The sequence below is a fragment of the Gangjinia marincola genome, assembly GCF_039523415.1.
GTDB lineage: Bacteria > Bacteroidota > Bacteroidia > Flavobacteriales > Flavobacteriaceae > Gangjinia > Gangjinia marincola.
In genome coordinates this window covers 294,128-321,022 of the sequence record NZ_BAAAFG010000015.1, presented here as the reverse complement: position 1 = coordinate 321,022, position 26,895 = coordinate 294,128, and the positions used below count along the sequence as shown (strand labels likewise).

The window sequence follows — 26,895 nt, the reverse complement described above, 5'->3', positions numbered from 1 at the left end:
AATTTTATCACATGAAAAAAGTCTACTATTTATCCAGCTGTACGACCTGTAAACGAATCCTTGATGAACTCAATTTGCCTGAAAATTTCAAACGTCAGGATATAAAAACGAATCCTTTATCTGCCAAAGAGCTTGAATATTTAAATGAATTGGCGGGAAGTTATGAAGCCCTATTTAGCAAGCGTGCTCAACTCTATAGAAACAAAGGTCTGCATGAAAAATCACTCACCGAAGACGACTTTAAAAAGTTGATTCTTGAACACTACACTTTTTTAAAGCGACCTGTCGTAGTTATTGAGAACAAGATTTTTGTTGGGAATGCCCAAAAAATAGTGGATACCATTAAAAAAGAACTTGAATGAGTAGAAGAACTTTAGCGCTGGTAGCAGCATTTACAGTTAGCTTTATCTATGCGCTAAATCACACTATTGCAAAAGGCTTGATGCCGGTTTATGTAGGTTCTTTTGGATTAATTTTAATTAGAGTACTGGGAGCGGCTATATTATTTTGGATCACAAGTATTTTTACTCCTAAAGAAAAAATTGATCCTAAAGACTGGCCGCGTATTGTCTTATGTACTTGTCTGGGAATGGTGATTAATATGCTCATGTTTTTTTGGGGACTAGAGCTATCTACACCGATCAATTCGTCAGTATTGATTACGATATCTCCCATTTTGATTTTTATTCTTTCCGCATTCTATTTAAAAGAAAAAATAACGTTTAAACGGGCTGCGGGAATCTTTTTAGGCTTCGCCGGAGCATTGGGACTTATTCTTTTTGGAGCTGAAGTGAGAAGTGATGCGCCAAATATTCCGTTGGGGAATTTCTTTTTTGTGATCAACGCCATTTCATATGCCGGGTATTTAGTCATGGTAAAATCCCTTACCCCTAAATACCATCCCGTCACACTTATGAAATGGTTTTTTCTCTTTGCAGTGATTATTAATTTTCCCATTTCAATATGGGAATTTAAAGAAGTGCAGTGGAGTTCCTTACCCTTTGATGCGATCTGGAAAATCATTTTTGTTATCGTAGGCACCACTTTCATGACCTATCTGCTTAACGTATTTGCGCTAAAAACGCTCAAAGCGTCAACCATAGGTTCATTTATCTATTTACAACCCTTATTGGCCATTATCTTTGCGATGCTGCTGGGAGTTGATCAATTAAATGCTGTAAAGATCATTGCAGCTATTTGTGTATTTACCGGGGTGTATTTAGTGACCTCTTCTCCAAAAAAGAAATTAGGTTAGATCTACTGGGAGTTTTTGATGCTTACGCGTATCGGCTTTAGTCAAAACCCTAAAATTTTCAGGTCGCTCTACTTTTTCGATGTATTGAAATATAGCCGGTGGTAATCCGGTCAATTTTCTGGTTTTTAAATCGATCCAGGCACCCATCATTTCGCAATGGGCAAAGTTTCGTCCTTTATGATCATAATAGTTATGGGTAAATTCAAACAACATCCCGTCTTCACTTAAGCCACTTATTTCTAACGAAACCTTGATCGGCTTGCCGTAGAAAACCTCTTTAAAATAATAAATATGTTCGTAAAATACCACGGGGCCAATATTGTGTTCTGCTAATGCCCGCTGATCGAACCCATGTTGAGTTAAAAAAGACATCCGTGTATTCGCTGCGTATTCAATATAGGCCTTGTTAGCTAAATGCCGATTCGCGTCAAGATCATTCCACCGTATTTCAAAATCCTTTAAAAACATAATCGTTATTATTTTGCTGAGTAAACTTACAAAAAAGTATTATGCGCGCATAGTTTTTTTCCGCGAAAGCGAAAATCTATTAAACCTTTCTAAAGAAATTGTCTTCTTACTATGTTGATCTTATCTTTAAATAAAAAGACGATTATGAGTTTAGAAAAGTATTACGTATTAGGAAAAACCGGACTTAGAGTAAGCCGTTTAGCATTAGGAACAATGACATTTGGTGAAGACTGGGGTTGGGGAAGCGAAAAAAAAGCTGCGAAAGCGATTTTTGATTATTACATTGATAAAGGCGGAAACTTTATCGACACCGCAGATTTGTACACCGATGGAAACAGTGAGAAAATGGTAGGAGAATTCGTAAAAGATCGCAAACTACGTGAAAAAGTAGTCATAGCTACCAAATTTAGTTACAACGGTGATCCCGGAAATCCTAATGGAGGAGGTAATAGCCGAAAACATATTGTGCACGCGGTAGAAGGATCATTAAAACGTTTACAGACCGATTATATTGATCTTTATTTTTTACATACCTACGATCTATTGACCAAACCCGAAGAAGTCATGCGAACGCTGGACGATTTAGTGAAACAAGGAAAAATTCTACATATAGGATTGAGTGACTGTCCATCCTGGTACGTTTCAAGAGCTCAAACCATCGCAGAGTATCGCGGATTTGAACCAGTATCGACCATGCAATTAGAATATTCTCTAGTTGAACGAAATATTGAAAAAGAATTTATACCGCTAGGACAGGAGACAGGTATTGGAACCATGGTATGGAGTCCATTAGCCAGTGGATTACTATCTGGAAAGTATAAACCCTCTGAAAGTGGAATAGAAGGCGAAGGTCGACTAAAAACCATGGAGGGATCAGATAATAAAGCATTTGATAAAAATACAGAGCGAAATTGGAAAATTGTATCAGCTTTGGAAGAAGTAGCCAAAGAAATAGAACAGCCCATGGCAAGCGTTGCACTTAATTGGGTGGCAAACCGCCCCGGTATATCCAGTGTGATTGTAGGTGCGACAAAAATGCATCAGTTAGAAGAAAATCTTGCATCACTTGATTTTGATATTCCGCATGATCTCAAACAAAAATTAAAGGATGCCAGTAAACCGTCGATGGAGTTTCCATATTCGTTTTTTGAACCTAAAATGCAGGCTATGCTAACCGGGGGAGCGAAAGTAGGTCACAAACCAGCAAGTTACTGGAGTGATGTAAGTTTGGAAGAAAAACCAGCAGGAGTTTAATCCTTACTAGATTGATCGATTAACTTAAAGGACCCCGAACATTTTGATAATGATCTGGGTCTTTTTACTTTTAGCTAATGAAGTTCACCTCCTTTTTTAGCGCAAAAATCTTCCCAATCCTACTGGTGAACTTTATCGGAATACTAGGCTACAGCCTGGTGATTCCCATTTTAATCTTTATCGTCACTGATTTAGGAGGAAATGGCTTCATCTATGGATTGATCGGAGCGATGTATCCCTTTTTTCAGTTTATCGGCGCGCCTATACTAGGAAAATTATCTGATCGGATCGGGCGAAAAAAGGTGTTGGTCATCTCTCAAGCCGGAACATTTTTTGCCTGGATGCTTTTTTTACTTGCATTTATTTTACCAGAAACCGTCCTCTGGAATCAAGCTACAAACCTTACCGGCACCTATACCATGACCTTGCCGTTACTCATCATTTTTCTTGCACGCATATTCGACGGATTTACTGGTGGAAATGTCTCTGTTGCCAATGCCTATCTCTCTGATATTTCTACTGATGAAGACCGGGATAAAAACTTTGGGTTAATGGGAGCCTCTACCAGCACGGGGTTTGTCCTGGGTCCCGCTGTAGCAGGTTTATTAGCATCTACATTCTTAGGAGAGAGTCTTCCGCTTATGTTAGCCGCGGCCATATCTCTATTAGCAATTTTTATCATTAATACCAGACTAAAAGAAAGTAATCCCTGTGCGGTAGATACCGGAACGCTCTCCCTACGATCCTTTAGAAAATTCTTTCAGGTGGAGCAAAAAGAATGTTATGATCAAAGTGCCGAAGAGAACAACTCACCAACCTGGCGTTCAATCTTATCTATTCCAGGGATACCATTGCTCTATGCCGTATATTTTCTCACTTTTTTTGGATTTAGCCTTTTCTATGCCGGCTTACCCATATATGCGAATACTCTATTAGATTGGAATGCCACTCAGCTTGGTGTATATCTGGCATACTCAAGCTTGATTATGATACTAGTACAAGGTCCGCTGCTAAGCAGGTTATCTAAAAGATTTAGTAATCAACCGCTTATTTTAATAGGATCACTATGTTTAGCCTGCAGTTTTATATTGCTTCGATTTCAATCAAATTTTCTTTTATATGCTGCGATCACCGTCTTATCTGTTGGGAACGGATTAATGTGGCCTAGTTTTTTATCCCTTCTTTCAAAAACCGGTTCTAAAGGTATGCAAGGAGCTATACAGGGTTATGGCAACAGCATGGGTAGTATTGCAAGTATGTTTGGATTAGTTATGGGAGGCGTATTATTTGAGACATTGCAAACAACAGTCTTTACCATTGGCGCAGGAATATTCCTGATTATCGTAGTATTAATGAGCATTCATGTCTATCGAAAAAATAATAAATCAAAGCATCATCCACGGGTGGTCAATGTTTAAATAAGAGCTTATGTATGTAAAAAGAAATTTAGGGTGGGGATTAATTCTTCGCTACGCTTGGATCAATTTGATTTTTTTTAGTGGTTACGCTTTTGTCGTATTTAGCTTGTACCATTTTTTAGATTGGAAATTCATCGATATTCCTTTCCAGCCGTTAAGCGTTATAGGTATAGCGGTTTCTTTTTACATAGGCTTTAAAAACAGCCAGAGTTACGACCGGTTTTGGGAGGGACGTAAAATCTGGGGAGGCATTGTGAATTACAGTCGCACCTGGGCCATGCAGGTCATATCTTTTATAAAAACCAATGACCGTGAACAGGACCATAAAATACATACACAACTTATCCATAGGCACATTGCCTGGTTAAATGCGTTGCGGGTGCAGTTAAGACAGCCTAAATCTTGGTCACTAAAAGAGAATAGAGCTGTAGAAAAATTGTTTGATAAGCATGATGAACGCAATGCATCTTGCAATGAAGCGTATAATTACGTTTCTATGCGCGAATTCTCAGACCTTAAAAAACGCGTTAATCCCGCTACGCATTTGGTCAAAAATCAGGGGGTTGATGTGGCAAAACTTAAACGAGAAGGTAAATTAGATGGTTTTCAAGAGGATCAATTAATGAGTTGCTTAGAGGAGTTTTATAATCTTCAGGGTAAATGTGAACGCATTAAAAACACGCCGTTCCCCAGACAATACGGTTATTTTTCAAAAGTATTTACCTGGATCTTTGTGCTGCTTATTCCTTTTGGGTTACTCAATGTGTTTGAAAAACATCTGTTAGAATATACGACAGATGGTATGGAGTGGATGATTTTTCTTCAAATCCCATTTTCTGTTTTAATCTCCTGGATCTTTACGACCATGGAGATCGTAGGGGATAATAGCGAAGATCCTTTTGAAGGTCGTGTGAATGATGTACCCATGACCGCCTTATGCAGAACTATTGAAATAGATTTGAGAGACATGCTTAATCAAGTTGAATTACCCAAACCTATTCAACCTAAAGATCATATATTATACTAATGAATCAGGATATTCTTACATTAGCAATAACACCAACACTACTCATACTACTTGGTTATATTTATCGCTATTTTCCTCCTAAAAAGATTAATTATCTGTACGGCTATCGCACCAGGCGCAGTATGGCAAACCAACAAATTTGGAATTATGCTAACAAGGTGGGTGCAAAAATGATTATTCTTTGGGGTTGGCTGCTTGCGTTAGGCAGTTTTGTGGTATACTTATTATTTCCAAATAATGCAATGTTGCTTCAGGGAATTCTGCTTTTGATATTGATGATAGGCTTATTCATAAGATCAGAACGTAAAATTGATCAGCATTTTGATAAAAATGGAAATCTGTTGTAAAGAATATTGTTCGCTCCTTAGGTATATTTTTCAGCTTCCGTAAGTATAGCTACCTTTGTTTTCTTATTTTTTAACTATGATACAATCCATGACGGGATTTGGGAAGCATGTACTATCGCTTCCGCGGAAAAAAATTAACGTAGAAATACGCTCTCTCAACAGTAAGAACCTGGATCTTAATGCGCGTATTCCGCATCAATACAAAGAAAAAGAACTGGAACTACGTAAAATGGTTGGACAGTCCTTGGTTCGCGGAAAAATAGATTTTTCGGTGTACGTAGAATCCACTCATGAAGAAACCTCTAGCCAGGTCAATATCCCGGTGGTTGAAGAATACGTGCGGCAGCTTAAAGAGGTTTCCATCCATACTCAAAAAGAAAACGATATAGAGTATCTTAAAATGGCAGTTCGTATGCCGGATACGTTGAAAACCGAACGGGAAGAAATTGATGAAACCGAATATAAATCAATTCAGGATGCCGTCACCGAGGCTTTACAAAACATCACTGCCTTTAGAAAAGCCGAAGGTGCTCATCTTAAAGAAGATTTTGAACTACGTATTTCACACATCACAGATTTACTCGAACGAGTAATTACTATTGACCCGGAAAGAACCCAAGCGGTACGGGAACGATTACGCAAGGGAGTAGAGGAACTCAAAGAAAAAATCGATGAAAATCGATTTGAGCAAGAACTGGTGTACTACATCGAGAAGTATGACATTACCGAAGAAAAAGTGCGCCTTAAGAACCACTTGAATTATTTTACAGAAACCTTAAATACGGCAGACTCCAACGGTAAAAAATTAGGATTTATAAGCCAGGAGATTGGGAGAGAAATCAATACCATTGGAAGTAAAGCAAATTATGCTCCAATGCAGCAATTGGTGGTGCAAATGAAGGATGAATTAGAAAAGATTAAAGAACAACTTTTAAACGTACTCTAATGTTTGACGGAAAATTAATTGTGTTTTCGGCACCTTCCGGATCGGGTAAAACCACCATTGTGCGTTATTTGCTGGATAAAGAAGAGCTCAATCTAGACTTTTCGGTTTCGTGTACTTCACGTGAGCCCCGCGGGGAGGAAAAAGAAGGAGAAGATTATTACTTCATCTCCCTTTCAGACTTTAAACAACACATTAAAAACGGAGATTTTTTAGAGTGGGAAGAGGTCTATCGCGATAACTTTTACGGTACGCTTAAGAAGGAAGTAGAGCGCATTTGGGCCAAAGGCAAACACGTAATTTTTGATATTGATGTGGTTGGCGGACTGCGGATTAAAAAGAAATTTCCAGATAAAACGCTCTCTGTTTTTGTTGAACCTCCCAGTGTAGATGAACTCAAAATTAGACTTAAGAAACGCAAGACAGAGTCTGATGAAAAGATTAACATGCGTATTGCAAAAGCTTCGGTTGAGATGGCTACCAAACCTCAATTTGATCATGTCATCTTTAATGATGATCTTAAAAAGGCATTAAAAGAAGCTTACGATTTAGTTTCGGCCTTTGTCGAGACAGATTCGCAAACCTATATTCCTGTCTAACGGTGAAAAAAGTTGGGTTATACTTTGGGACCTTTAATCCTATTCATATAGGCCATTTAGCCATTGCAAATCATATGGTTGAGTTTTCAGACCTTGAAGAGGTTTGGCTGGTGGTGACTCCGCATAATCCATTTAAAAAGAAAAGTTCGCTTTTGGACAACCACCATAGGTTAGAAATGGTGCATCTGGCAACAGAGGATTTTGATCAATTAAAACCCAGTACGATTGAATTTGATTTACCTCAGCCTAACTATACTGTACATACGTTAGCGGTGCTTCAAGAGAAATATCCTTCGTATGAATTTTCTTTGATTATGGGAGAGGATAACCTCAAGTCTCTACACAAATGGAAAAATCACGAAGTGATATTACAAGACTATTCTATTTATGTGTACCCTAGAATCTCTACTGGAATAGTTCCGGACCAGTTTAAAGATCATCCTAAAATCCATCGGGTTGATGCGCCCATCATGGAAATCTCTTCAACCTTTATTCGCAACGCTGTCAAAAATAAAAAAGATATCAGGCCTTTATTGCCGGCTTTGGTTTGGAAGTATATGGACGATATGAATTTTTATAAAATATAAAGCCTGCACAAGCTAGTGAGCAGGCTTTATGGTATTAAGCAGAAACGTCTTTTGCTGTCAGCTCTTTGAATTCAGCTTTTTTCATTCGTTTTTTGAGCTTTGGGCCGTTCTCAATTCCTTCAGTCTTATATTGGATATATCCTCTGCCTGTAAATTGATAATCTGTTCCAGAGGCGACATGAAAGAGTTCAATCACTTGATCATTGATGATGTCAACTTCAAATAATTCATCTCCCATAGGGTCATAGAAAAGAGACAGTGTTTTGATGTAGGGATTTCCTGCCACATCATTGATTTCATAGTGCCCTTCATAATCCCAAAAAATATCCTGAGGTGACGTACCACTTACATCCACAGAGCTTCTAAAGTTATCGCCCCTTCCAAAAGGTAAGAATTGGATGTAATGCTCATCATCAAACAAATTTACATCTCCATAGTCACTGGTATGGATCTTTTCCCATACTTCATATTCCTGCAAAAAATAATGCATGTTTTCATAGAATACATAGTCATAATCAAAGGTATCACGTTGGTATCCAAGTAATACATAAGAAGTGTTTGTAATCGTATCATAGAAACGCAAAAGATTACTGGATACTTGATCTATGTGTAAAGACATAAATCCATCTAAATCATGTATGATCTCAAGCTCATCTCCAAAGGTATCATAGGTTCCTATGGGAATCCCAAATCCATTTCCCTGTTCACCAATTCCTACAAGATTATTATTGGCATGTACGGTCCCGTTTCTAAACGATACCGTGAATGCGCGTTGTAAAAAAGAAACTTCTCCTTGGCCTGTAGTTTGTTCAATATCTACATACCACAACTCATACGATGAGAGTATGTCATTAAGAGTGACTACTGGTTCTTCAATAATGATTGTTTCATCTGTTACAGTCTCCACATAACATGAGGTAAACAAAAGACTCATCAACCAAAATCCCGAAAGTAAGTGTACAGTTTTCATACGCATTGTTTTTAGGGTTATACATATCTTAATTTCAATCAACATGCCAAAAACATAAGTTGCTTACTGTCAATATTTTACAAGGATTAAATTTTCAGTATTTTTGAGGAAAGAATAACGAGTACATGAAAAACAGTCCGACGTTTGCAGTGATCGGTGGTGGTAGCTGGGCCACAGCATTAGTTAAAATTTTATGCGAAAATGTAGATCAACTCCATTGGTACATGCGTAGTGTGTATGCAGTTGAACATTTAAAGCGCGAAGAGCATAATCCTAATTATTTGAGTTCTGTCGAATTCAACTTAGATCAACTTTTGCTTACCACCGATATCAATGAAGCCGTTTCACAAGCCGACTGGTTGATCTTTGCTGTTCCCAGCGCTTTCTTGCAGAAAGAATTAGATAAGTTGACGGTTTCGTTAGAAGGTAAAGTGATCTTCTCGGCTATTAAAGGAATCGTCCCGGAGAGCGGACTTATTGTTGGAGAACATTTTCATCGTAACTACGACATCCCGCTAGAGAATATAGGAGTAATTACTGGACCCTGTCATGCTGAGGAAGTTGCATTAGAACGTCTTTCATACCTTACCATCGCCAGTTTTGATGAAGATAAAGCCAAACTGTTTGGAGAGCATATCAAAAGCAATTACATCAAGGTCAAAATCAGCGATGATATTGTGGGAACAGAATATGCCGCTATGCTGAAAAACATCTACTCCATTGCAGCCGGAATCGCTCATGGATTAGGCTACGGAGATAACTTTCAAAGTGTATTGATGAGCAATGCAATACGAGAGATGAAGCGCTACATAAAAAAAATGTACAAGATGAAACGGAATATCAATGACTCTGCTTATTTAGGCGATTTATTGGTCACCGGCTATTCTACCTTTAGTCGAAACCGCATGTTTGGCAATATGATTGGCAAAGGCTACACCGTTAAAAGTGCTCAAATGGAAATGAGCATGGTAGCCGAAGGATATTACGCCGCAAAAAGCGCCTACGATCTGAATCAAACCAAAGGAAAAAAAGCAGCTAAAACACCTATCATCAATGCGGTGTATAGCATTTTGTACGAGAACAAAAATCCGAAGAAAATATTTAAGAAATTAACCGAGAAGTTGGATTGATATAAATAAAGCTTCGGCTCTTTGTCGCTATATCCAAATCAAATTATTCTACTAACCCCAAAACTCCCTTACGATCCATCAAAGAAATTTCTTTTAATGCCGATGCCTTAATCGCATTAGGTTTAAAGACGAATTTTTGATCATATAGCGTTCCTTCATGAAAAAAGGTAACCGAGAATTCATTGGTCAAAGCCAACACATCCTGTTGTAAGAATTCAACCTTGGCATAGGATTTTGCCGGGAGCACCGCCAATTTATGCCGCATCGCCGGAGTCACTTTAGTTGCGCTAAATCCTTTTGAGACGATTAAAAGATTTTCTAAGGGTTCAGGTTTGGTATTAAGAATATAGATGTTCCAGTCATCAGTATGATACTCCGCGTGTTTTTCAAATACTGCCGCGAGTAGCACCCCTTCGGTTTTAGGAATTGTGATATCCTTTTTCACTTATAACACACTTTTAAACTGCTCTAAAAAGCGCACATCATTTTCACTCAACATTCTAATATCTGGAATTTGGTGCAATAACAGGGCAATACGATCAATCCCCATCCCAAAAGCAAATCCGGAATACTCTTTACTGTCAATTCCGCAATTCTCTAAGACGTTGGGATCTACCATTCCGCAGCCCATGATTTCTAACCAACCTGTACCTTTCGTCATGCGGTAATCGGTTTCAGTCTCTAATCCCCAATACACATCTACCTCTGCACTGGGTTCTGTAAACGGAAAATAAGAAGGTCGCAGTCTAATCTTAGACTTCCCAAACATCTCTGTGGTAAAATATTGTAGCGTTTGCTTAAGATCTGCAAAACTTACATCCTTGTCGATGTACAAGCCTTCTACCTGGTGAAAAAAGCAATGCGATCGTGCTGAGATCGCCTCATTACGATACACTCTTCCTGGTGAAATCGTTCTGATAGGCGGAGTATTGTTTTCCATATACCGCACTTGCACGCTAGAGGTGTGTGTGCGCAAAAGCACGTCTGGATTGGTCTGAATAAAAAACGTATCCTGCATATCTCGTGCAGGATGATATTCTGGTAAATTAAGTGCCGTAAAGTTGTGCCAGTCATCTTCAATTTCGGGACCTTCACTTACATTAAAGCCAATGTTAGAGAATATCTCTGTGATACGGTTTTTTACTAAACTTATGGGGTGTCTTGCCCCCAATTCTATGGCTTCTCCCGGCCTAGTTAGATCTCCGTATACTCCCTTTTTCTCAATAGTATGATCAAGCGCGGCTTTTAACGCATTGACTTTCTCTTGTGCTGCGGTTTTAAGTTGATTGATCGCTTGACCATACTCCTTCTTCTCTTCATTAGGGACATCTTTAAATGCAGCAAAATATTGCTTAAGTAAACCTTTGCTTCCTAAATATTTAATTCTGAAATCTTCAATTTCTGAAGCGGTTGCAGCGTTAAATGCTTCAACTTTTTGCAATTCTTCTTTAATCGTAGCGATCATAATAGTTTTATCTAAAGGGCGACAAAGTTAAGCCAAATTAAACCTGTGTGCAATCAAATATTATGGGACTTAACCAAATGAATTATGGGCTTAATTTTCTAAAAAATATACTCAGCAGCCAAAAAATACTGTACGATAGCTTCTTTCATTAGCACGGTTTGCTCCCCAGACTTTAAGGTAGGTAATTCCTCCACTACAGTATAATGCGGCCATCCTTCTTCATCTACATAGTCAAAGGTGTAATAGCCATAAGGCTCCAGCAATTTACAGATTGCAATATGCATCAAGTCGATCTTATGATCTTTTTTAAAGCGTTTTTGAGGTTTCCCCAGCTCCTGCACGCCAATTAAATAAATAATAGCATCCAAATCCAGCACCTCTCCATCACCAAAACGTTGTGCCAATTTTTTTTGCAGTTGCTCCCAGCGCAGCTTTAATTGTTCATCTCTAGCCATGCCACAAAGATACAAAGGCGTCACAGCTTAAAATTCTATATTTGCTAAAATTTGAGCATGACATTTATAGATATCATCTTAGCGATCGCCCTTGGATTTGGTCTGGTACGTGGCTTTATGAAAGGATTATTTGTTGAATTAGCATCCTTAATCGCCATCGTCGCAGGGATCTTTGGCGCCATTCATTTCTCTTATATTGTAGGTAATTATTTGGCTGAAGCTGTAGAGTGGAATGAACAGTACGTCCAACTTACCTCATTCGCCATAACATTTATCATCATTATTTTTGTGGTTTCCCTTGCGGGGAAGATGCTCACCAAGCTAGCCAGCTTTGCGGCACTTGGTATTTTAAACCGAATCTTAGGTGGAGCTTTCGGGGTAGTGAAAATGGCATTTATCTCCAGTGCAGTGCTCATGGTGGTAGATTATCTCAATACATCTAACGCGCTTATTGATGAAGAAACTATGGAAGATTCTATGCTCTATAAACCGGTTCAACAAGTAGCTCCTTTAGTATTACCCACATTGCTGGAGAAATTTGACAGGAACCGAAACGACTCTGCTGAAACAGCTAGCTAATTACTTCACAGTGTCTTTTACGTTCTTATTTAAATAGGCAATGCATGATTCAAAATCCTTAAACATATGCTCTTGTGGAATTAAATCTGGAATAATATCAATCTTTCGCATCAAATATTCCGGTTGCTTTTTAAGGTTGACTAGGTAGATGTTAACCTTCCTACTTTGCAGTTCTAGGATAACCTCTTCCATCGCGTATAATCCGGATTGGTCTATATAGGGGACTTTACCCATTCTAATCACTACGTCTGAAGCTGTTTCAGGGATTTCTTTTGACAACAATTGAAACTCGGTCGTAGAACCAAAGAAGATAGGTCCGCTTAAGTGTTTGATATACACTTCTTGTTTAAGTCGCTCTGGGAAGTTTTTTTCATCTTCCCAAGGTTCATCTGGTGCTTGATTCAATGGTCGAACAAAAGATAACTCTGCCGTGGCGTCTCCCATTTTTTTCATAAAAATGAGTGAAGCAATTATTAAACCTACTCCAACGGCGTATACTAAATCCCAAAAGACAGAAAGTATCAATACCACAAACATAATGACGACTTCTGCCTTAGGCATGTGCGGTATTGCTTTTAAACCCTTATAATCCATCACGCCAATCCCCACGGTAATTAAAATTCCCGCCAACACGGCAGCTGGAATCTGAGAAGCAACCGGTCCCAGTCCTAAAAGAATAATTAGAAGTAGAACCCCGGCAATCATACCAGACAGTTTAGTTTTACCTCCTGCATTAATATTCACCACGGTTCTAATCGTAGCTCCCGCACCCGGGATTCCGCCAAAAATAGCCGCCACACTGTTACCAATTCCTTGACCGATGAGTTCTTTATTGGGCTTGTGCCTGGTCTTTGTCATATTATCTGCTACGACAGAGGTAAGCAAGGAATCAATCGACCCCAAAAATGCAAGTGATAATGCCGTTAAAATATACGGAGAAACCAATCCAAAATTAAAATCAGTAATGATAGCTAGATTAGGTAATGGAAATCCGCTGGGGATTTCCTCAATCGCACGATAATCTAACTTAAAAAAATAGGCAACGCCCGAAACTAACAATAATGCCACTAAGGTACTTGGTACGGCTGTGGTGATTCGCTTAAAACCGTAAATAATTAAGATGGTCGCTAGCGTAAGCCCCAAAGACAAGAAATTAATGTTATTTAAGGCTCTGGGGAGATTTCTTATGGTACCCAATACTCCGGATGCTCTTCGCTTGGCAATGGATTTTGCTTCGGCATTGATTTCCTCTTCCTGAATTGTTTGGGCTTGGGCTATAGTATTTTCTAAATCTTCAAGCACTAAAGTTCCTTCAGCGGCTTCATTAGAAAGTATTTTTTCCAGAATAACTTCTTCAGCTTGAACGGTATATTGATCTACATAGGTTTCATCTTCCGCAGGATAATATCCCACCGCGGGTAATAACTGAGTAATTAAAATAATAACGCCAATTGCCGACATAAATCCTGAAACTACCGGGTAAGGCATGTATTTAATGTACTTTCCTATTCCAACTCCTCCAAGAATAATTTGAAATAGTCCGGCCAATAGGAAAACCGTTAAAATAGCTGGTAAGGCTTTTTCTACATCGCCATCATTTGCCCCAATAATCCCGGCAATCACCACCATGCTTACTGCCGTCATAGGAGCCGTAGGGCCCGAGATTTGTGTAGGTGTTCCTCCAAACAAGGCTGCAAAAAACGCAATAAATATCGCTCCATAAAGTCCCGCACTGGGACCCAATCCTGAGGAAACCCCGAAGGCTAAAGCCAAGGGGAGAGCGACAATTCCGGCAGTGATTCCGCCAAAAGCATCTCCCTTGATATGTTTAAATAACTGTTGCATACGCTAAGTAAGTTGGTTGAAGGTGTAATTTAACACATATAAAATGAAAAAAGGTCAAAGCAATTGAGCCTTGACCTTTCTTTAAGATTTTTGAGATTGATTTAGTGAACCACGTTCACTTTACCGGTTGCTATATCGTACACTGCTCCCTTAATGATGATACTTCCATCCTCCTCCATATCCTTTAATACAGGACTTTCTTTTCTTATATTTTGAATGGTCATCACCACATTGTTTTTAACTACGTCGTTGACAAATGTTATATTAGAGGAATCACGCGCTTCACCGTCACCTGTTTTAGTCGCCTTTACAGCGGGTTTAATTTTGGACAAAAGTGCCGTGATATTACCCAGTTGCACATCATCACAAGCTCCCTTTACTGCACCACAAGCGGTATGACCTAATACCAACACTAGTTTTGATCCCGCGACTTTACAGGAATATTCAATACTTCCTAACATATCTTCATCCACAATATTCCCCGCAACACGGGCAGAAAACAGATGACCTATCCCATGATCAAAAACTACCTCTACAGGAACCCGTGAATCTATACAACTCAATACTGCAGCAAAGGGGAATTGACCTGTCGCCGTATCTTTGACTTGATCCAAATAATCCTGTTTTTCTAGGTTGCCAGAAACAAAACGTTTGTTGCCTTCTAAAAGGCGGTCTAATGCTTTTTGCGGAGTAATATCTGCTTGAGTTTCTTTCGTAAATGCTTTCATAATAGTGTTGTGCTTTGATTAGGCAGTTTTTGATCTAAGCCTGAAAAATTCGATATAGCTATCAGGATTTTCGACCACACCGCGCTCTGAAATTAATTTAATGTCAATGTTTCGGTTTTTGGCTTTTTCTGAAAAATCTTCCAGTATCTCAATGATGTCGTGATCCAAGTGTCTCGTTTTTCTTACATCCAGTTCAAGATACGTATCTTCTGGTAAATTATTTAACTCTTTCAATATAGCTCCTTTATTAAAGAAAGTCACCTCTTCTGCCAAGGTCATTTTGATCCTATGCTGTCCATCACTTTTATCCTCCATATGCAGAAAGTGAGAGTTCTGATAGCTATTGTATAGAATAACTACGATTCCCACCGCTAAGCCCAACGCAATCCCGGTAAGCAAGTCAGTAAAAACAATAGCTACTACGGTAACCATAAAAGGAACAAACTGCTTCCAACCTGCATCATACATTTGTTTAAAAACGGTTGGTTTTGCTAATTTATATCCTACAATAAAAAGAATAGCTGCTAAAACCGACAATGGAATCATATTCAGCAATCGCGGAATCAAGATCACAGAGATCAACAAAAAGAAACCGTGTATGATGGCACTCATCTTAGTTTTTCCTCCAGATTGAATGTTGGCAGAACTTCTAACAATTACCTGAGTAATCGGTAAACCACCGATCAAACCCGAAATGATATTACCCGTTCCCTGAGCAAAAAGTTCTCTGTTCGTAGGGGTAACCCGCTTATCTGGATCTAATTTGTCGGTTGCTTCAACACATAATAGCGTCTCCAAACTGGCCACCAGAGCGATGGTGAAACCAGTCACCCAAATATCATATCGTGTAATGGCTGAGAAATTAGGGAATGTAAACTGACCTATAAATTCTGAATAATTTTCTGGTACAGGAACACTTACTAAGTGCTCACCCGAAATTCCCCAAAATTCGTTTTCTTTTGTCAATACATAAAACACAATTCCGACTACAACGGCAACCAATGGTCCTTGCACCAATTGAAAGAACTTCCCTTTACTGCTTAATACATTACTCCAAAGTAATAGTATCGCCAATCCTATGACTGCAATAAGCGTGGCTCCCGGACTTATATAGTTTGCGGTATTGATAATTTCTGAAAAGGTATTCTCACCATCTACTTGAAAAAAAGCAAAATCACCTTCGGGGTCTGCATCGTAGCCAAAGAAATGAGGGATTTGTTTAAGGATGATGATAATTCCAATCCCCGTAAGCATTCCTTTAATGACTGAAGACGGGAAATAGTATCCAATGACTCCTAGCTTGAGCACACCAAAAAGAAGCTGTATAGCTCCTCCTATCACAACAGCCACTAGAAAATTTTCATACCCACCTAACGCTGTAATTGCTACCAAGACAATCGCTGCTAAACCCGCAGCTGGACCGCTTACACCTATGGATGAACCACTTAAGGCACCAACAACGATACCCCCAATAATTCCTGCGATAAGCCCAGAAAATAAAGGAGCACCACTAGCCAACGCAATTCCTAAACATAGCGGAAGTGCGACAAAAAATACGACGACACTAGCAGGCAGATCGTTTTTTAAATGTTTCAACATGGAAATTTAATTAGTTAAGGCTAAAGATAAGAGGATATCTTTAATTGCACTGCAAAAGACTAAAAATATAAGCCTTAAATGACCTTCAACGTATCAGATAGTAACCATCCCTTCCGGCCATCTGCAAGCTCAATTTGAATCCAGTTATCAAAGTCTTCCAGGACTTTCACTTTAGTTCCTTCATGAAGAATAAAAAGCTGATCTCCACGTCGATTAGGTTCATTTTGCACTTCGACTTCTTCAGCAAAGATAATGGCATATTTCTCTAATGCATTAAGTCTTGAAGTTCTAAATGCGAAGACTAACGAAAAAATTCCGAAGAGAAAAAACAGCATACTAAGAATAAAAAACATGCGCTTTTTACCTTCGTAGGTCGATTGATAGTATAGAATAAAGCCTGTCACTCCCAAAAAAGAAAAAAGTACTGCAAGCCACGCCCAACCATCTGCCGAAAAGCTATGGGCAATTTGATTGATAAAACGTGTGATCCCAATTTGAGGAACATCATCAATAACGTCTAAGGTTGCTTTTTTTACAAAAGCCAGATTGTTTTGAATATCCTTGTTTGATGGATCAAGCTGTAACGCCTTTTCATAATGATAAATACTCTCTGGCAGTTCATTGAGTTTATGATATGTATTGGCCAGATTATAATGTAATTCTGCAGAGGTCAATCCCTCATTTAATATACTTTGATACGACTTAGCGGCCTCTTGATATTTTCCTTCGGCATAAAACTGATTGCCTAAATCAAACAATTTTTGACTGGTCTGATCCTGCGAGTAAAGAATTGAAGTTATCAATATAAAACCAACACGTAAAAAACCTGATATATGTTTTACCTTCAACATCCTTACAACTGTTTATCTAATGAAGAAATTACACGTACTGCCTTATCATAATCCTGTTGCATGGCAACATTAGACGTGGGCGTGTACCTGGCAAACTCACAACTTTCAAGCAGCGAAATAAATTCAATCACGAGTTGATCATCTGCACCTTTCTCTTTGAGGAGGCGTTGAATGCGCTCTTTGCTCATGTCACTGGTTTGAATGGATAATTTTGCCTTTAAATAATTATGTAGCGCGCGCTCAAGTGCATCGTAAAAGTTTTTTTGACTGCCTAAATTTCTTTTTGCTTCTCCCAGATATTTTCGTGCCAGCTTATCTGCTTTTCTAATGCGCATGGTTTTAACATCTCCCAAACGTGCGTCTCGTTTTTTCTTTACCAACATAAATAAGGGAAGAAATAAGAGAGGAGTTATTAGTAATCCCCAAAATATCGCGGACTTAAAAAAGGGATCTTCAAAAGGGCGTACCAATTGAGTTGTTAGCTTGATATACCTAAAATCATTCCCAAGACTAGTTACTTTTTGTTTTGCAACTGAAGCTGAATCGGTTGAGGCTGAAATTTCTGGTCCTTTCGTGACATTAATCACAAACTCTTTAGATGAGACTGTTTCATATTGTTCTGTCGTGGGATTGAAATACGAAAAGCTTAACGGGTCAATGGTGAATTTACCTTTTGCCTGCGGAACAATGGTATAGCGATCTTTAATATTTCCGCGCATACCCGAAGCATTTGTGCGAACGTTTTCTTCATGCTCTGGCTCATATACTTCTAAGGTAGGAGGCGTTGCAAAACCCGGAAGATTAAATAGTTTCAAGTTTCCGTTTCCAGACACTTTAACTTCAAGTTGTAAGGATTCCAATGCTTTTAGGCTGGTCTTGCTCGTGCTCACATCAAAATTAAAGCTTCCCACTGCACCTGTAAAATTTTCAGGTTTGTTTTCTTGCGGGAGTTCTTTTACATTAATAGAACGTCCCCCTGCTGAAACTCTTTTCTCTACCGTGCGATACATGCGGTTGCCAAAGAAGTCCCTGCGATTTGTAGGAACATCTACATTTACCGAAAGCGTTAAGGGCTCAATAACCAGTTTACCCGACTTCTGTGGGTACAATACCGCCTGTTGGAGCACAACCGATTTATAGGGCTCACCATTATACTGTTCATCTCGTATAACGTAATTTGTCTGCGGAATCATTTGACTCCAAAAATCAGCAAACTTAGGATTATCTACCGGTTGGGTGCCGTTTACGCTTATTCGACTGCTCACAAAAAGCTTGTAGGTCACCAAAATTCCTTCATTAACATAAGGATTTGCATTAGAAATTTGTGCTACTAAGTGCAGGTTTTCATCGGCCAGGCTTCTCGCTTTACTCTCTGGGCTATCAGGTTTTTTTACCGCACCTGTTACATTAACTGTGATGGGAGTAGTTTTGTAGACTTCTCCTTCAATCGTAATTTCGGCCTGTTGGATCGTTATAGATCCTGTTCTGTTAGGTTGAACAAAATACGTAAAGGTTTTATTAAAGCTACTTTTACCATTAACCCATTGTCTGCTGACCGACTGATTTGGTCCACCAACCACCGTAAAACCGTTAAAATTTGGCGGACTAAAATTATCGCCATTTTGATTCATGGTAAAGTCAACCCGCAAGCGTTCATTAACCCCAAGCGATTTTCTACTGATCTTTGCTTCAAAAGAAACCTGAGCCTGTACGGATGCCGTGATTAAAAATAATATGCCGTAGAAGATGTGCTTCATAGCGAATTACCAGTCTTTTTCGGGTTTGACTTGTGCTCCTTTACCTTTTTGAACATTTACTTTTTCCTGTACTTTTTCCTCTTGGTTTTTTATGGCATCCAAGAGATTTTTAATTTGCTGTGGTGACAACTGTCCTTTTTGTTTCTTGGGCTGTTGCTGCTCTTTTTGTTGATCTCCCTTAGGTTGTTCTTTATCTTTTCCATCTTTAGGATCTCCACCCTTATCTTGCTTATCTTCTCCTTTTTCCTGATCGTTTTCTTTTTGATCTTTTCCTTGATCGCCATGATCCTGTTTATCCTTGTTGTCTTGATTCTCTCCCTGATCGCCTTGATTTTCATTCTTGTTATCTCCATCCCCACCTTGCTGATCTTTATCCTGATCGTCACCACCACTGCCATCTTTTTCTAACATAGATTTTGCCAATGCAAGATTGTATCGGGTCTCATCATCAGTGGGATTATTGCGCAATGCATTTTTGTAAGCCTCGACTGCTTTGTCATATTGTTTTTGCTTCATAAATGTGTTTCCCTGGTTATGGAACGATTTATGACGTAATGCTTTCTCTGTGGCATTTTTTCCGGCAGTTGTATATTTACCCTGAGCGTTTGCGGTGTATTCTTTGTTGTAGTACAAATTTCCCATATTGTACTTTGCTTCGGTATTCTCTGGATCGGTAGCAATAGCCTTGCGATAGTTCGCTTCCGCGGAAGCGAAATCATTTTCACTTAATGCATCTTCTGCCTCTTCCATATACTGAATAGAGGTTTCTCTGGCTTCTTTTTTGGCTTTTTCAACTTCTTTATTTTGCCCGAAGCTCATGAAATTTATCATAAGCATCATGGCTGTAAACGTATAGGTTAATCTCTTCTTCATGATTCCTCGTCTTTTTTTGATCCAAATAAATTGAGGCGTTGCACCCAATCTGTTTTACGATCTAATAAAAATACATCTAACACTAAAAATAAAATACCAAAACCTAAAAACCATTGGAACTGATCTTTAAAATCTGCAAATTGTTTGGTCTCAAATTCTTTCTTATCCAGTTGCTGCAAGATATCAGTGACTTGTTCCACCACTTGTGTCGTGACAGTGCCATCGATGTATTCTCCATTAGCCTCATTAGCTATGGTTTGTAAGATTTGTGGATTGAGTTTAGTAATCACTGTTTCCCCTTGATTATCCTTTTTATAATTTTGATTTACACCGTTTTTTTTAATGGGGATAGGACCACCTTTTTCGGTACCTACCCCAATCGTGAAGATTCGGATACCTTCTTCCGCAGCTTCTTGGGCGACTAAAGCTACGTCTCCTTCGTGATCCTCTCCATCACTAATGATAAATAAAATACGGTTGGTTTGATCCTCATCATTGTAATACGTTTTGGCTAGCTCAATGGCTTCATTGATAGCTGTTCCCTGGCTGGAAAGCATATCGGTATTCATGGATTGCAAGAACATCTTGGCAGAACCATAATCTGTAGTGATGGGAAGTTGCGGAAAAGCACTTGCTGCATAGGCAATAATGCCTACGCGATCGCCCGCCAAATTATTAATGATTTGGGTCACCAGTTGCTGAGATTTTTCAAGGCGATTAGGAGCAATATCTTCAGCCAGCATACTTTTTGAAACGTCGATTGCAAAAACTACGTCAACACCTTCTCGTTTAACTTTTTCTAATTTAGTTCCAATTTTAGGGTTGACTAAGGCAATACTCAATGCTGCGAAAGCTAGGACTAAAACAAATATTTTAAGTACTCCTTTAAAGGTGGAGGTATTTGGACTAAGTTTTTCAAGTAAAGTTGCTTGAGCAAATTGGTGCTGCGTTCTTTTTTTCCACCATAAGTTACTCAGGTAGAGCAGTAGCAGTACCGGTATGACGGCGAGTACCCAAAAGTAGATATGTTCTTCTAAGATGTACATTAAATAAAACTTCTAAATACGGTGAAACGCAGCAGGGCTTCTAACAATAAAAGTAATCCTGCTAGGAGTACTAAAGGCCGATATTTTTCTTCATAGTTATAATACTTAAACTCTTCTATATCGGTTTTTTCCAGTTTATCAATTTCAGTATAAATCTCTTCTAACTTCTCATTGTCTGTTGCTCTAAAATATTTAGCACCTGTATCTGCGGCAATTTTCTGCAACAGCTCCTCATCAATTTCTACTTTAATGTTAGCATATTCAAACCTACCTCTGGCATTAATCGCGTAGGGAGATAATGCCATTCCATTAGTTCCTATCCCGATCGTGTAGGTTTTAATATCGTATTCTATGGCAAGTTCTGTTGCAATTTTTGGATCAATAAAACCAGAATTATTGACTCCATCCGTCAATAAGATGATCACTTTACTTAAGGCTTTACTTTCTTTTAATCTATTGACCGAAGTTGCAAGCCCCATGCCAATCGCAGTTCCTGCTTGTAACAAATTAGAATATTCAATTTCTTCTAAGGCATTTAAGACAATTGCTTTATCACTGGTTACAGGGGTCTTTGTGAAACTTTCACCGGCATACACCACTAAACCAATACGATCATTGGGTCTTCCCTTTATGAAATCTGCAGCCACATCTTTTAGGGCTTCAAGGCGATTGGGTTTTAAATCTTTTGCCAACATACTGGCAGAAACATCAATCGCCATGACGATGTCAATTCCGCGGGTTGTTTTGATTTTTGTAGAAACATCAACTGTACGTGGTCGGGCCAAGCCGGTAATCAATAACGCAAGTGCCAGCAGCCTCAAAGCAAAAAGTAACGGGCGCAGTTGAGACCAAAAACTCCTTTTAGCCATAAAGCCTTTTGTGCTTGAAATACTTAAGGAAGGAGTAAGTCTGTTTCTTTTCCAAATATACCATGCCGCCAAAACCGGAAGCAGTAAAAACAACCAGAAAAATTCAGGATTTTCAAATGTGATACCTTCAAACATTAGTTTATCGCTGCATTAAATTCAACTGAGCTTATGATGCGTTCTGCAATTTTTTCGGCATACTCATCCTCTTCACCATAGACCAGTGTTAGTTGCTGGATACCATTATTTACGGCAAACACTAAAATGGAGTAATCCACTCGTTTTTGACGCTTAGTTAGTTGATCAGTCACCGTCATACTGCCATACACTTTATAGCCATCAACACCTTGTGCGGTTTTAAACGCTTCATCTTTCATGATAATATTTGCTGCTCCTTGAGCTTCAAACTGCTTATAAATTCCATCAATAGCATTTTTGATGTCAAAATCAATTTTTTGTTCAAAGGAGGTCGTGTTGAGGAGTACGTAAAAATCACTGATCAAACTCCCGTACATAAACAATTCATTTTTAACTCCCGGTTGGTTAAGATTTTTGAGAATACTATCCGTATCTTTTCGTACTAAAACTCGTGGAGTTGAAATGGTCATCGGCGGATTGCCATACTCACTTTTTATCCAAGGCTCTTCTAATAAATCTTTAGTAGGATGCCCCAGATAAGTGTCTTTAAGGTAGGTGAAACCTTTTTGAGCGATCAATACTCCCAGCGCAATAGCAATGACTACGACACCTGCTACAATGCTAATAATTATTTGATTGCGTTTACGCTTTTTTGCTAACTCCTCTAAATACTTTTGATCTTGTAAAAGCTCTTCTTCGGTAGGTTCTGGTAGAGATTCTTTGGTGTTTTTAATAATATCTTCAACCTTGGATCGATCTGCCTTTGCCACTTCTTGGGGCGGATTTGATTTGGCGAATTTGGCAAGATCTGCCCGTCTAAGAATTCCTTCAAAATCCTTGAGGGTTGGACCATCCAAATCCAAGCGTCCTTCTGCTTTTAACTCTTCCAAATGTTGCAGGAGCTCATCTGTAGTGCGCTCCATCGCATGATCATCTACCTTTTCATCTAGGTACCGGCGGGCAGCATCGGTCAAGGTAGAGTAATAATTTTTGTATTCGTGTTGGTTGAGCAAGTTACTTTCATCCAACTTTTTTAACGTTAGCATCGCACGCTCAAAAGGAGTAAGCTTTGCCAGCTCTTCGTCTTTTTTCTTTTTTCTTCGGAAAAGAATAAATAATATCACTGCCAATAAAAGTAATACTAAAAGCACCCACCAAATCCATGAAGGCAACTCAAACTGAGCCTCTACCTCAACCGAAGGTTTTATAGGATACATTTTTTGCTTGGTAGTATCAACAACCACATCGCGCACTTGTACCGCAAATGAATCGGTCATAAATGATCGATCATCAATTTGTATTTTTTGCTTTGGAATAATATACCTACCGGAATCAAATTGCGTTAAGGCATATTTTTTAATGAGTTTGAGTTTGTCTTGATTCTTAGTGGTATCAATCTTAAAACTCTCAAACATTTCTAAGGGAACAAACGTCTGTCCTTCCGGGAAGGTGACAAATGAGGTTGAATCTGCCTCAACTTCAAACGTGTAGGTAATTTGTTCGCCTATTTTAATGGAGATAGAATCAATAGAAGCTTTTACACGCTGAGCCTGTACCGTAGAGCCCAAGAAACATGTCAAAAAAACCACCAAACCAATTGTTAGTAGTCCTGACCTTTTTTTAGTACTCCTTGATATCACTGGTTTATTCACGTATTATCCTCTTTGTTTAAAGTAACCCAATAATTTTTTAACGTAACTATCATCGGTACGTACATGAATGCTTCCGGCACCGCTTTTTCTAAAGCTATTTTGATAGTAATCAACATTAGTTCGATAATGTAGGGCATAACTTTGTCGTACTCTTTTAGAGGCTGTATTTACTAATACCAATTCTCCTTTTTCTTCGTCCTTCATTTGAACCATTCCCAAATTTGGGATTTCTTCTTCGCGCCTGTCATAAATTCTTATCCCGGTCACATCGTGCTTGCCTGCTACAATTTTTAAGGTTTGTTCATAACCTTCGGTCATAAAGTCTGAAAGCACAAAAACAATCGCCTTCTTTTTAATCACATTAGAAAAATACTTGAGTGCCTCTGTCAAGTCAGTTCCTTTTCCCCTAGGCTCAAATTCTAATAATTCTCTTATAATACGCAACACGTGAGAGCGCCCTTTTTTTGGCGGAATAAATAATTCTATTTGATCTGTAAATAGCAGCAAGCCAATCTTATCATTATTCTGCGTGGCAGAAAATGCTAAGGTTGCCGCTACCTCTGTAATGACGTCTTTTTTAAACTGTTGTTGCGTTCCAAAAAACTCTGATCCGCTAATGTCTACCAGCAGCATCATGGTTAATTCGCGCTCTTCTTCAAATACCTTGATATACGGTTCATTAGTTCTCGCCGTGACGTTCCAGTCAATCGCTCTTACATCGTCTCCAAATTGATATTGACGCACCTCGCTAAAGGTCATCCCCCTACCTTTAAACGCCGAATGGTACTCACCACCAAAAATGTGGTCGCTCAACCGGCGGGTCTTAATTTCAATCTTTCGTACTTTTTTTAAAAGCTCTTTGGTATTCATATTTATTTCCCGCAAAAGCGGGAATCTTTTTTTCCATGTCATTCCGCGCTTGACGCGGAATCTCATTAATACAAACTAGATTCTTTTGATTAGTTATTGCTAATTCATGGACGGGCTTCTACGGCACCTCTACTTCATTGATGATCTTATTGATCAATTCTTCACTGGTGACATTTTCGGCTTCGGCCTCATAGGTAATTCCAATACGATGGCGTAGCACGTCGTGAACCACTGCTCTCACATCTTCTGGAATAACAAAACCTCTTCTTTTGATAAAAGCGTAGCATTTAGCAGCCATCGCAAGGTTGATAGAACCCCTGGGAGAAGCCCCAAAACTAATAAGGGGTTTGATGCTGTCTAGATTGTGTTTTTCGGGATAACGTGTTGCAAAGATGATGTCTAAAATATATTTTTCAATTTTTTCATCCATGTACACTTCGCGCACCGCAGCTTGTGCTTTAAGAATTTGCGCTGTGCTGATAACAGGATTAACTTTTTCAAAGCTTCCTTTTAGATTAGCGCGCATGATGAGTTGCTCCTCGTTAATTTTAGGATAATCAATCACCGTTTTGAGCATAAATCGGTCGACTTGAGCTTCTGGCAGCGGATATGTTCCTTCCTGTTCCACCGGATTTTGTGTCGCCATGACCAAGAATGGATCGGGCATTTTAAACGTAGTATCCCCAATAGTTACCTGTCGCTCTTGCATTGCTTCTAGTAAAGCAGATTGCACTTTAGCCGGCGCACGGTTGATCTCATCTGCCAAGACAAAGTTGGCAAAAATGGGTCCCTGCTTAATGCTAAAGTCATTTTCCTTAATATTATAAATCATAGTTCCCACCACATCGGCAGGCAAGAGATCTGGCGTAAATTGGACTCGGCTAAAATCGGCACTTACAGCATTAGATAGAGTGTTGATCGCAAGGGTTTTTGCTAAACCGGGAACACCTTCTAATAAAATATGTCCTCGACCTAAGAGACCAATTAATAATCGTTCAGTCATATTTCTTTGACCCACGATTACTTTATTCATCTCTATCATTAAAATGTCAATAAATGCACTTTCACGTTCAATTCTTTCATTGATTTGCGCAATATCCAACGTACCGTTTTGCTCTTCCATAAAGTCTATTTAAACAGGGTAATGATAACAATTTTTACTAACGAACCAAAATGAACAATTATTAAGCCATTGGTTGTTAAGAATAGGTTAAAACTAGCCTGATCTTTTGATAAAAAAGATATGAATTGAACGGGGTATTTTGTTTCTTTAAGCAACTAAAAAAAGCATATGTTTTCAAGGATTATTCAGGGTGTAATGACCTGGGGCGAATGGGGTAAGAAATTTAACAGGCAAGAGATGATCTCTCAGCTTAATTTTTGCATAGAGCAAGGGGTAACGACCTTTGATCATGCTGATATTTACGGAGGCTACACCAACGAAGAACATTTTGGCACCGCTTTCGCGGAAGCTAACATACAGCGAGAAGACATTCAACTCATTTCAAAATGTGGAATTCAATACAAAGCAGAAACCCGACCTCAAAATGAGATAAAACATTATCAATACGATAAGGAGTATATCATTACCTCAACAGAAAGGTCTCTAAAACTTTTGCAGACAGACTATTTGGATTTGTTACTGCTCCATCGACCCAGCCCGTTGATGCATCCTGATGAAATTGCGGAGGCCGTTACTCAACTAAAAACGCAAGGAAAAATTAATGCGTTTGGGGTTTCTAACTTTAGTGTTTCCCAAATGAGTTTAATTCAATCCAGAATTCCTATTGATGCGAATCAAATTGAGTTTTCACTCACCGCACATAACGCATTGCATGATGGCACGCTGGATTACATGATGGAATATGAAATTACCCCCATGTGCTGGAGTCCACTAGGTAAAGTTTTTAACGAAGAAACTGCTCAGGCTAAACGAATTCATGAGGTGTTGGATAAGTTGAGTGATAGATATTCTGGTAAAAAAGATCAGTTACTTCTTGCCTGGATTTTAAAACATCCTGCAGCGATACACCCGGTGATAGGAACCACCACTAAAGAGCGTGTAAAAGATGCGAAAAAAGCTACAGAAATAGAATTGGAGATACAAGACTGGTTTGAATTGTTGGTAGCAAGTCAAGGGCATAAAGTGCCTTAGTGTCCCATCCTAAATCCT

The 26,895-nt window shown here is 38.9% G+C and carries 28 protein-coding genes; 12 read left to right on the top strand and 16 right to left on the bottom strand.

Annotated elements, in window-relative coordinates; all coding sequences use genetic code 11:
- Positions 1-11: 11 nt before the first annotated feature.
- Together ABD000_RS09290 and ABD000_RS09285 are read left to right on the top strand one after the other, a co-directional pair.
- A complete protein-coding gene (locus ABD000_RS09290; protein ID WP_343766412.1) occupies positions 12-362 on the top strand; it encodes an arsenate reductase family protein in 351 nt (116 codons plus the stop codon).
- Positions 359-1,255 (top strand): DMT family transporter, encoded by an 897-nt coding sequence (locus tag ABD000_RS09285; RefSeq protein WP_343766409.1) that lies wholly within the window; start codon positions 359-361, stop codon positions 1,253-1,255. The genes ABD000_RS09290 and ABD000_RS09285 overlap by 4 nt, the downstream gene beginning before the upstream one ends.
- Here the strand turns inward: ABD000_RS09285 and ABD000_RS09280 are convergent.
- Positions 1,247-1,723, bottom strand: a complete 477-nt coding sequence (locus tag ABD000_RS09280) for an acyl-CoA thioesterase (RefSeq protein WP_343766406.1) — start codon at positions 1,721-1,723, stop codon at positions 1,247-1,249. The genes ABD000_RS09285 and ABD000_RS09280 overlap by 9 nt on opposite strands.
- 144 nt (positions 1,724-1,867) lie before the next feature.
- Between ABD000_RS09280 and ABD000_RS09275 the strand changes: the two genes are divergently transcribed.
- The 7 genes from ABD000_RS09275 to nadD all read left to right on the top strand — a co-directional run bounded on the left by ABD000_RS09275 (position 1,868) and on the right by nadD (position 7,898).
- Entirely contained in the window at positions 1,868-2,977 is a 1,110-nt protein-coding gene (locus tag ABD000_RS09275; protein WP_343766403.1) for an aldo/keto reductase, read from the top strand.
- 77 nt (positions 2,978-3,054) lie between these two features.
- Positions 3,055-4,395, top strand: coding sequence for an MFS transporter (locus tag ABD000_RS09270; protein WP_343766399.1), 1,341 nt, complete (start codon positions 3,055-3,057; stop codon positions 4,393-4,395).
- A gap of 10 nt (positions 4,396-4,405) precedes the next feature.
- The gene (locus ABD000_RS09265; RefSeq protein WP_343766395.1) at positions 4,406-5,422 is read left to right on the top strand and encodes a bestrophin family protein; all 1,017 of its coding nucleotides are present in this window, start codon (positions 4,406-4,408) and stop codon (positions 5,420-5,422) included.
- Complete coding sequence (locus ABD000_RS09260) at positions 5,422-5,769, top strand: SdpI family protein (RefSeq protein WP_343766392.1); 348 nt, start codon at positions 5,422-5,424, stop codon at positions 5,767-5,769. Before ABD000_RS09265 ends, ABD000_RS09260 begins: the two co-directional genes overlap by 1 nt.
- 76 nt (positions 5,770-5,845) lie before the next feature.
- Complete coding sequence (locus ABD000_RS09255) at positions 5,846-6,715, top strand: YicC/YloC family endoribonuclease (RefSeq protein WP_343766389.1); 870 nt, start codon at positions 5,846-5,848, stop codon at positions 6,713-6,715.
- Positions 6,715-7,311 (top strand): guanylate kinase, encoded by a 597-nt coding sequence (gene gmk, locus ABD000_RS09250; RefSeq protein ID WP_343766386.1) that lies wholly within the window; start codon positions 6,715-6,717, stop codon positions 7,309-7,311. Before ABD000_RS09255 ends, gmk begins: the two co-directional genes overlap by 1 nt.
- A 2-nt stretch (positions 7,312-7,313) precedes the next feature.
- The gene (nadD, locus tag ABD000_RS09245) at positions 7,314-7,898 is read left to right on the top strand and encodes a nicotinate (nicotinamide) nucleotide adenylyltransferase (RefSeq protein ID WP_343766384.1); all 585 of its coding nucleotides are present in this window, start codon (positions 7,314-7,316) and stop codon (positions 7,896-7,898) included.
- 34 nt (positions 7,899-7,932) lie between these two features.
- On the opposite strand, the gene ABD000_RS09240 is transcribed toward nadD, so the two are convergent.
- Positions 7,933-8,868 (bottom strand): nicotinic acid mononucleotide adenyltransferase, encoded by a 936-nt coding sequence (locus tag ABD000_RS09240; RefSeq protein ID WP_343766382.1) that lies wholly within the window; start codon positions 8,866-8,868, stop codon positions 7,933-7,935.
- Positions 8,869-8,993: 125 nt separating this feature from the next.
- On the opposite strand from ABD000_RS09240, the gene ABD000_RS09235 reads away from it, so the two are divergent.
- The gene (locus ABD000_RS09235) at positions 8,994-9,998 is read left to right on the top strand and encodes an NAD(P)H-dependent glycerol-3-phosphate dehydrogenase (RefSeq protein WP_343766380.1); all 1,005 of its coding nucleotides are present in this window, start codon (positions 8,994-8,996) and stop codon (positions 9,996-9,998) included.
- Positions 9,999-10,041: 43 nt separating this feature from the next.
- On the opposite strand, the gene ABD000_RS09230 is transcribed toward ABD000_RS09235, so the two are convergent.
- The 3 genes from ABD000_RS09230 to ABD000_RS09220 form a co-directional block, all read right to left on the bottom strand.
- Entirely contained in the window at positions 10,042-10,443 is a 402-nt protein-coding gene (locus tag ABD000_RS09230; RefSeq protein WP_343766378.1) for a hypothetical protein, read from the bottom strand.
- Positions 10,444-11,463: a phenylalanine--tRNA ligase subunit alpha gene (gene pheS / locus ABD000_RS09225; protein ID WP_343766375.1), complete on the bottom strand. Its 1,020-nt coding sequence runs from the start codon at positions 11,461-11,463 to the stop codon at positions 10,444-10,446. It lies immediately after the preceding gene.
- A 98-nt stretch (positions 11,464-11,561) separates the two neighbouring features.
- On the bottom strand, positions 11,562-11,918 hold the full coding sequence (locus ABD000_RS09220; protein WP_343766372.1) for a hypothetical protein: 357 nt from the start codon (positions 11,916-11,918) through the stop codon (positions 11,562-11,564).
- A gap of 57 nt (positions 11,919-11,975) precedes the next feature.
- On the opposite strand from ABD000_RS09220, the gene ABD000_RS09215 reads away from it, so the two are divergent.
- Positions 11,976-12,497 carry a CvpA family protein gene (locus ABD000_RS09215; protein WP_343766369.1) on the top strand — a complete coding sequence of 174 codons (522 nt, stop codon included), beginning with the start codon at positions 11,976-11,978 and terminating at the stop codon, positions 12,495-12,497.
- Here ABD000_RS09215 and ABD000_RS09210 read toward each other — a convergent pair whose 3' ends face one another.
- The 11 genes from ABD000_RS09210 to ABD000_RS09160 all read right to left on the bottom strand — a co-directional run bounded on the left by ABD000_RS09210 (position 12,498) and on the right by ABD000_RS09160 (position 25,845).
- A complete protein-coding gene (locus ABD000_RS09210) occupies positions 12,498-14,342 on the bottom strand; it encodes a SulP family inorganic anion transporter (RefSeq protein WP_343766367.1) in 1,845 nt (614 codons plus the stop codon).
- Positions 14,343-14,443: 101 nt separating this feature from the next.
- Positions 14,444-15,070, bottom strand: coding sequence for a carbonic anhydrase family protein (locus tag ABD000_RS09205; protein ID WP_343766365.1), 627 nt, complete (start codon positions 15,068-15,070; stop codon positions 14,444-14,446).
- 18 nt (positions 15,071-15,088) lie between these two features.
- Complete coding sequence (locus ABD000_RS09200) at positions 15,089-16,669, bottom strand: SulP family inorganic anion transporter (protein ID WP_343766361.1); 1,581 nt, start codon at positions 16,667-16,669, stop codon at positions 15,089-15,091.
- Between the two features lie 74 nt (positions 16,670-16,743).
- The gene (locus ABD000_RS09195; protein ID WP_343766358.1) at positions 16,744-17,520 is read right to left on the bottom strand and encodes an SH3 domain-containing protein; all 777 of its coding nucleotides are present in this window, start codon (positions 17,518-17,520) and stop codon (positions 16,744-16,746) included.
- A 2-nt stretch (positions 17,521-17,522) separates the two neighbouring features.
- The gene (locus tag ABD000_RS09190; protein ID WP_343766355.1) at positions 17,523-19,277 is read right to left on the bottom strand and encodes a BatD family protein; all 1,755 of its coding nucleotides are present in this window, start codon (positions 19,275-19,277) and stop codon (positions 17,523-17,525) included.
- A gap of 6 nt (positions 19,278-19,283) precedes the next feature.
- Positions 19,284-20,150 (bottom strand): tetratricopeptide repeat protein, encoded by an 867-nt coding sequence (locus ABD000_RS09185; RefSeq protein WP_343766353.1) that lies wholly within the window; start codon positions 20,148-20,150, stop codon positions 19,284-19,286.
- Complete coding sequence (locus ABD000_RS09180) at positions 20,147-21,196, bottom strand: VWA domain-containing protein (protein WP_343766349.1); 1,050 nt, start codon at positions 21,194-21,196, stop codon at positions 20,147-20,149. Before ABD000_RS09180 ends, ABD000_RS09185 begins: the two co-directional genes overlap by 4 nt.
- Positions 21,196-22,200: a vWA domain-containing protein gene (locus ABD000_RS09175; RefSeq protein ID WP_343766346.1), complete on the bottom strand. Its 1,005-nt coding sequence runs from the start codon at positions 22,198-22,200 to the stop codon at positions 21,196-21,198. Before ABD000_RS09175 ends, ABD000_RS09180 begins: the two co-directional genes overlap by 1 nt.
- Positions 22,200-23,789, bottom strand: a complete 1,590-nt coding sequence (locus ABD000_RS09170) for a DUF4381 domain-containing protein (protein ID WP_343766343.1) — start codon at positions 23,787-23,789, stop codon at positions 22,200-22,202. Before ABD000_RS09170 ends, ABD000_RS09175 begins: the two co-directional genes overlap by 1 nt.
- Before the next feature lie 66 nt (positions 23,790-23,855).
- Positions 23,856-24,722, bottom strand: coding sequence for a DUF58 domain-containing protein (locus ABD000_RS09165; protein WP_343766340.1), 867 nt, complete (start codon positions 24,720-24,722; stop codon positions 23,856-23,858).
- Positions 24,723-24,840: 118 nt separating this feature from the next.
- On the bottom strand, positions 24,841-25,845 hold the full coding sequence (locus ABD000_RS09160) for an AAA family ATPase (protein WP_343766337.1): 1,005 nt from the start codon (positions 25,843-25,845) through the stop codon (positions 24,841-24,843).
- Between the two features lie 168 nt (positions 25,846-26,013).
- On the opposite strand from ABD000_RS09160, the gene ABD000_RS09155 reads away from it, so the two are divergent.
- Positions 26,014-26,877 carry an aldo/keto reductase gene (locus ABD000_RS09155; protein ID WP_343766334.1) on the top strand — a complete coding sequence of 288 codons (864 nt, stop codon included), beginning with the start codon at positions 26,014-26,016 and terminating at the stop codon, positions 26,875-26,877.
- Positions 26,878-26,895 lie beyond the last annotated feature (18 nt).

What these genes read in the sequence shown, in the direction of transcription:
- ABD000_RS09270 (WP_343766399.1), top strand. Translation starts at nt 3,055, where the DNA reads ATGAAGTTCACCTCCTTTTTTAGCGCAAAAATCTTCCCAATCCTACTG.
- ABD000_RS09265 (WP_343766395.1), top strand. Translation starts at nt 4,406, where the DNA reads ATGTATGTAAAAAGAAATTTAGGGTGGGGATTAATTCTTCGCTACGCT.
- ABD000_RS09235 (WP_343766380.1), top strand. Translation starts at nt 8,994, where the DNA reads ATGAAAAACAGTCCGACGTTTGCAGTGATCGGTGGTGGTAGCTGGGCC.
- ABD000_RS09160 (WP_343766337.1), bottom strand. Translation starts at nt 25,845, where the DNA reads ATGGAAGAGCAAAACGGTACGTTGGATATTGCGCAAATCAATGAAAGA.
- ABD000_RS09200 (WP_343766361.1), bottom strand. Translation starts at nt 16,669, where the DNA reads ATGTTGAAACATTTAAAAAACGATCTGCCTGCTAGTGTCGTCGTATTT.
- ABD000_RS09240 (WP_343766382.1), bottom strand. Translation starts at nt 8,868, where the DNA reads ATGAAAACTGTACACTTACTTTCGGGATTTTGGTTGATGAGTCTTTTG.
- ABD000_RS09175 (WP_343766346.1), bottom strand. Translation starts at nt 22,200, where the DNA reads ATGTTTGAAGGTATCACATTTGAAAATCCTGAATTTTTCTGGTTGTTT.
- ABD000_RS09195 (WP_343766358.1), bottom strand. Translation starts at nt 17,520, where the DNA reads ATGTTGAAGGTAAAACATATATCAGGTTTTTTACGTGTTGGTTTTATA.
- ABD000_RS09260 (WP_343766392.1), top strand. Translation starts at nt 5,422, where the DNA reads ATGAATCAGGATATTCTTACATTAGCAATAACACCAACACTACTCATA.
- ABD000_RS09220 (WP_343766372.1), bottom strand. Translation starts at nt 11,918, where the DNA reads ATGGCTAGAGATGAACAATTAAAGCTGCGCTGGGAGCAACTGCAAAAA.
- gmk (WP_343766386.1), top strand. Translation starts at nt 6,715, where the DNA reads ATGTTTGACGGAAAATTAATTGTGTTTTCGGCACCTTCCGGATCGGGT.
- ABD000_RS09215 (WP_343766369.1), top strand. Translation starts at nt 11,976, where the DNA reads ATGACATTTATAGATATCATCTTAGCGATCGCCCTTGGATTTGGTCTG.
- ABD000_RS09180 (WP_343766349.1), bottom strand. Translation starts at nt 21,196, where the DNA reads ATGTACATCTTAGAAGAACATATCTACTTTTGGGTACTCGCCGTCATA.
- ABD000_RS09290 (WP_343766412.1), top strand. Translation starts at nt 12, where the DNA reads ATGAAAAAAGTCTACTATTTATCCAGCTGTACGACCTGTAAACGAATC.
- ABD000_RS09255 (WP_343766389.1), top strand. Translation starts at nt 5,846, where the DNA reads ATGATACAATCCATGACGGGATTTGGGAAGCATGTACTATCGCTTCCG.
- ABD000_RS09280 (WP_343766406.1), bottom strand. Translation starts at nt 1,723, where the DNA reads ATGTTTTTAAAGGATTTTGAAATACGGTGGAATGATCTTGACGCGAAT.
- ABD000_RS09165 (WP_343766340.1), bottom strand. Translation starts at nt 24,722, where the DNA reads ATGAATACCAAAGAGCTTTTAAAAAAAGTACGAAAGATTGAAATTAAG.
- pheS (WP_343766375.1), bottom strand. Translation starts at nt 11,463, where the DNA reads ATGATCGCTACGATTAAAGAAGAATTGCAAAAAGTTGAAGCATTTAAC.
- ABD000_RS09210 (WP_343766367.1), bottom strand. Translation starts at nt 14,342, where the DNA reads ATGCAACAGTTATTTAAACATATCAAGGGAGATGCTTTTGGCGGAATC.
- ABD000_RS09205 (WP_343766365.1), bottom strand. Translation starts at nt 15,070, where the DNA reads ATGAAAGCATTTACGAAAGAAACTCAAGCAGATATTACTCCGCAAAAA.
- ABD000_RS09155 (WP_343766334.1), top strand. Translation starts at nt 26,014, where the DNA reads ATGTTTTCAAGGATTATTCAGGGTGTAATGACCTGGGGCGAATGGGGT.
- ABD000_RS09275 (WP_343766403.1), top strand. Translation starts at nt 1,868, where the DNA reads ATGAGTTTAGAAAAGTATTACGTATTAGGAAAAACCGGACTTAGAGTA.
- ABD000_RS09190 (WP_343766355.1), bottom strand. Translation starts at nt 19,277, where the DNA reads ATGAAGCACATCTTCTACGGCATATTATTTTTAATCACGGCATCCGTA.
- ABD000_RS09285 (WP_343766409.1), top strand. Translation starts at nt 359, where the DNA reads ATGAGTAGAAGAACTTTAGCGCTGGTAGCAGCATTTACAGTTAGCTTT.
- ABD000_RS09185 (WP_343766353.1), bottom strand. Translation starts at nt 20,150, where the DNA reads ATGAAGAAGAGATTAACCTATACGTTTACAGCCATGATGCTTATGATA.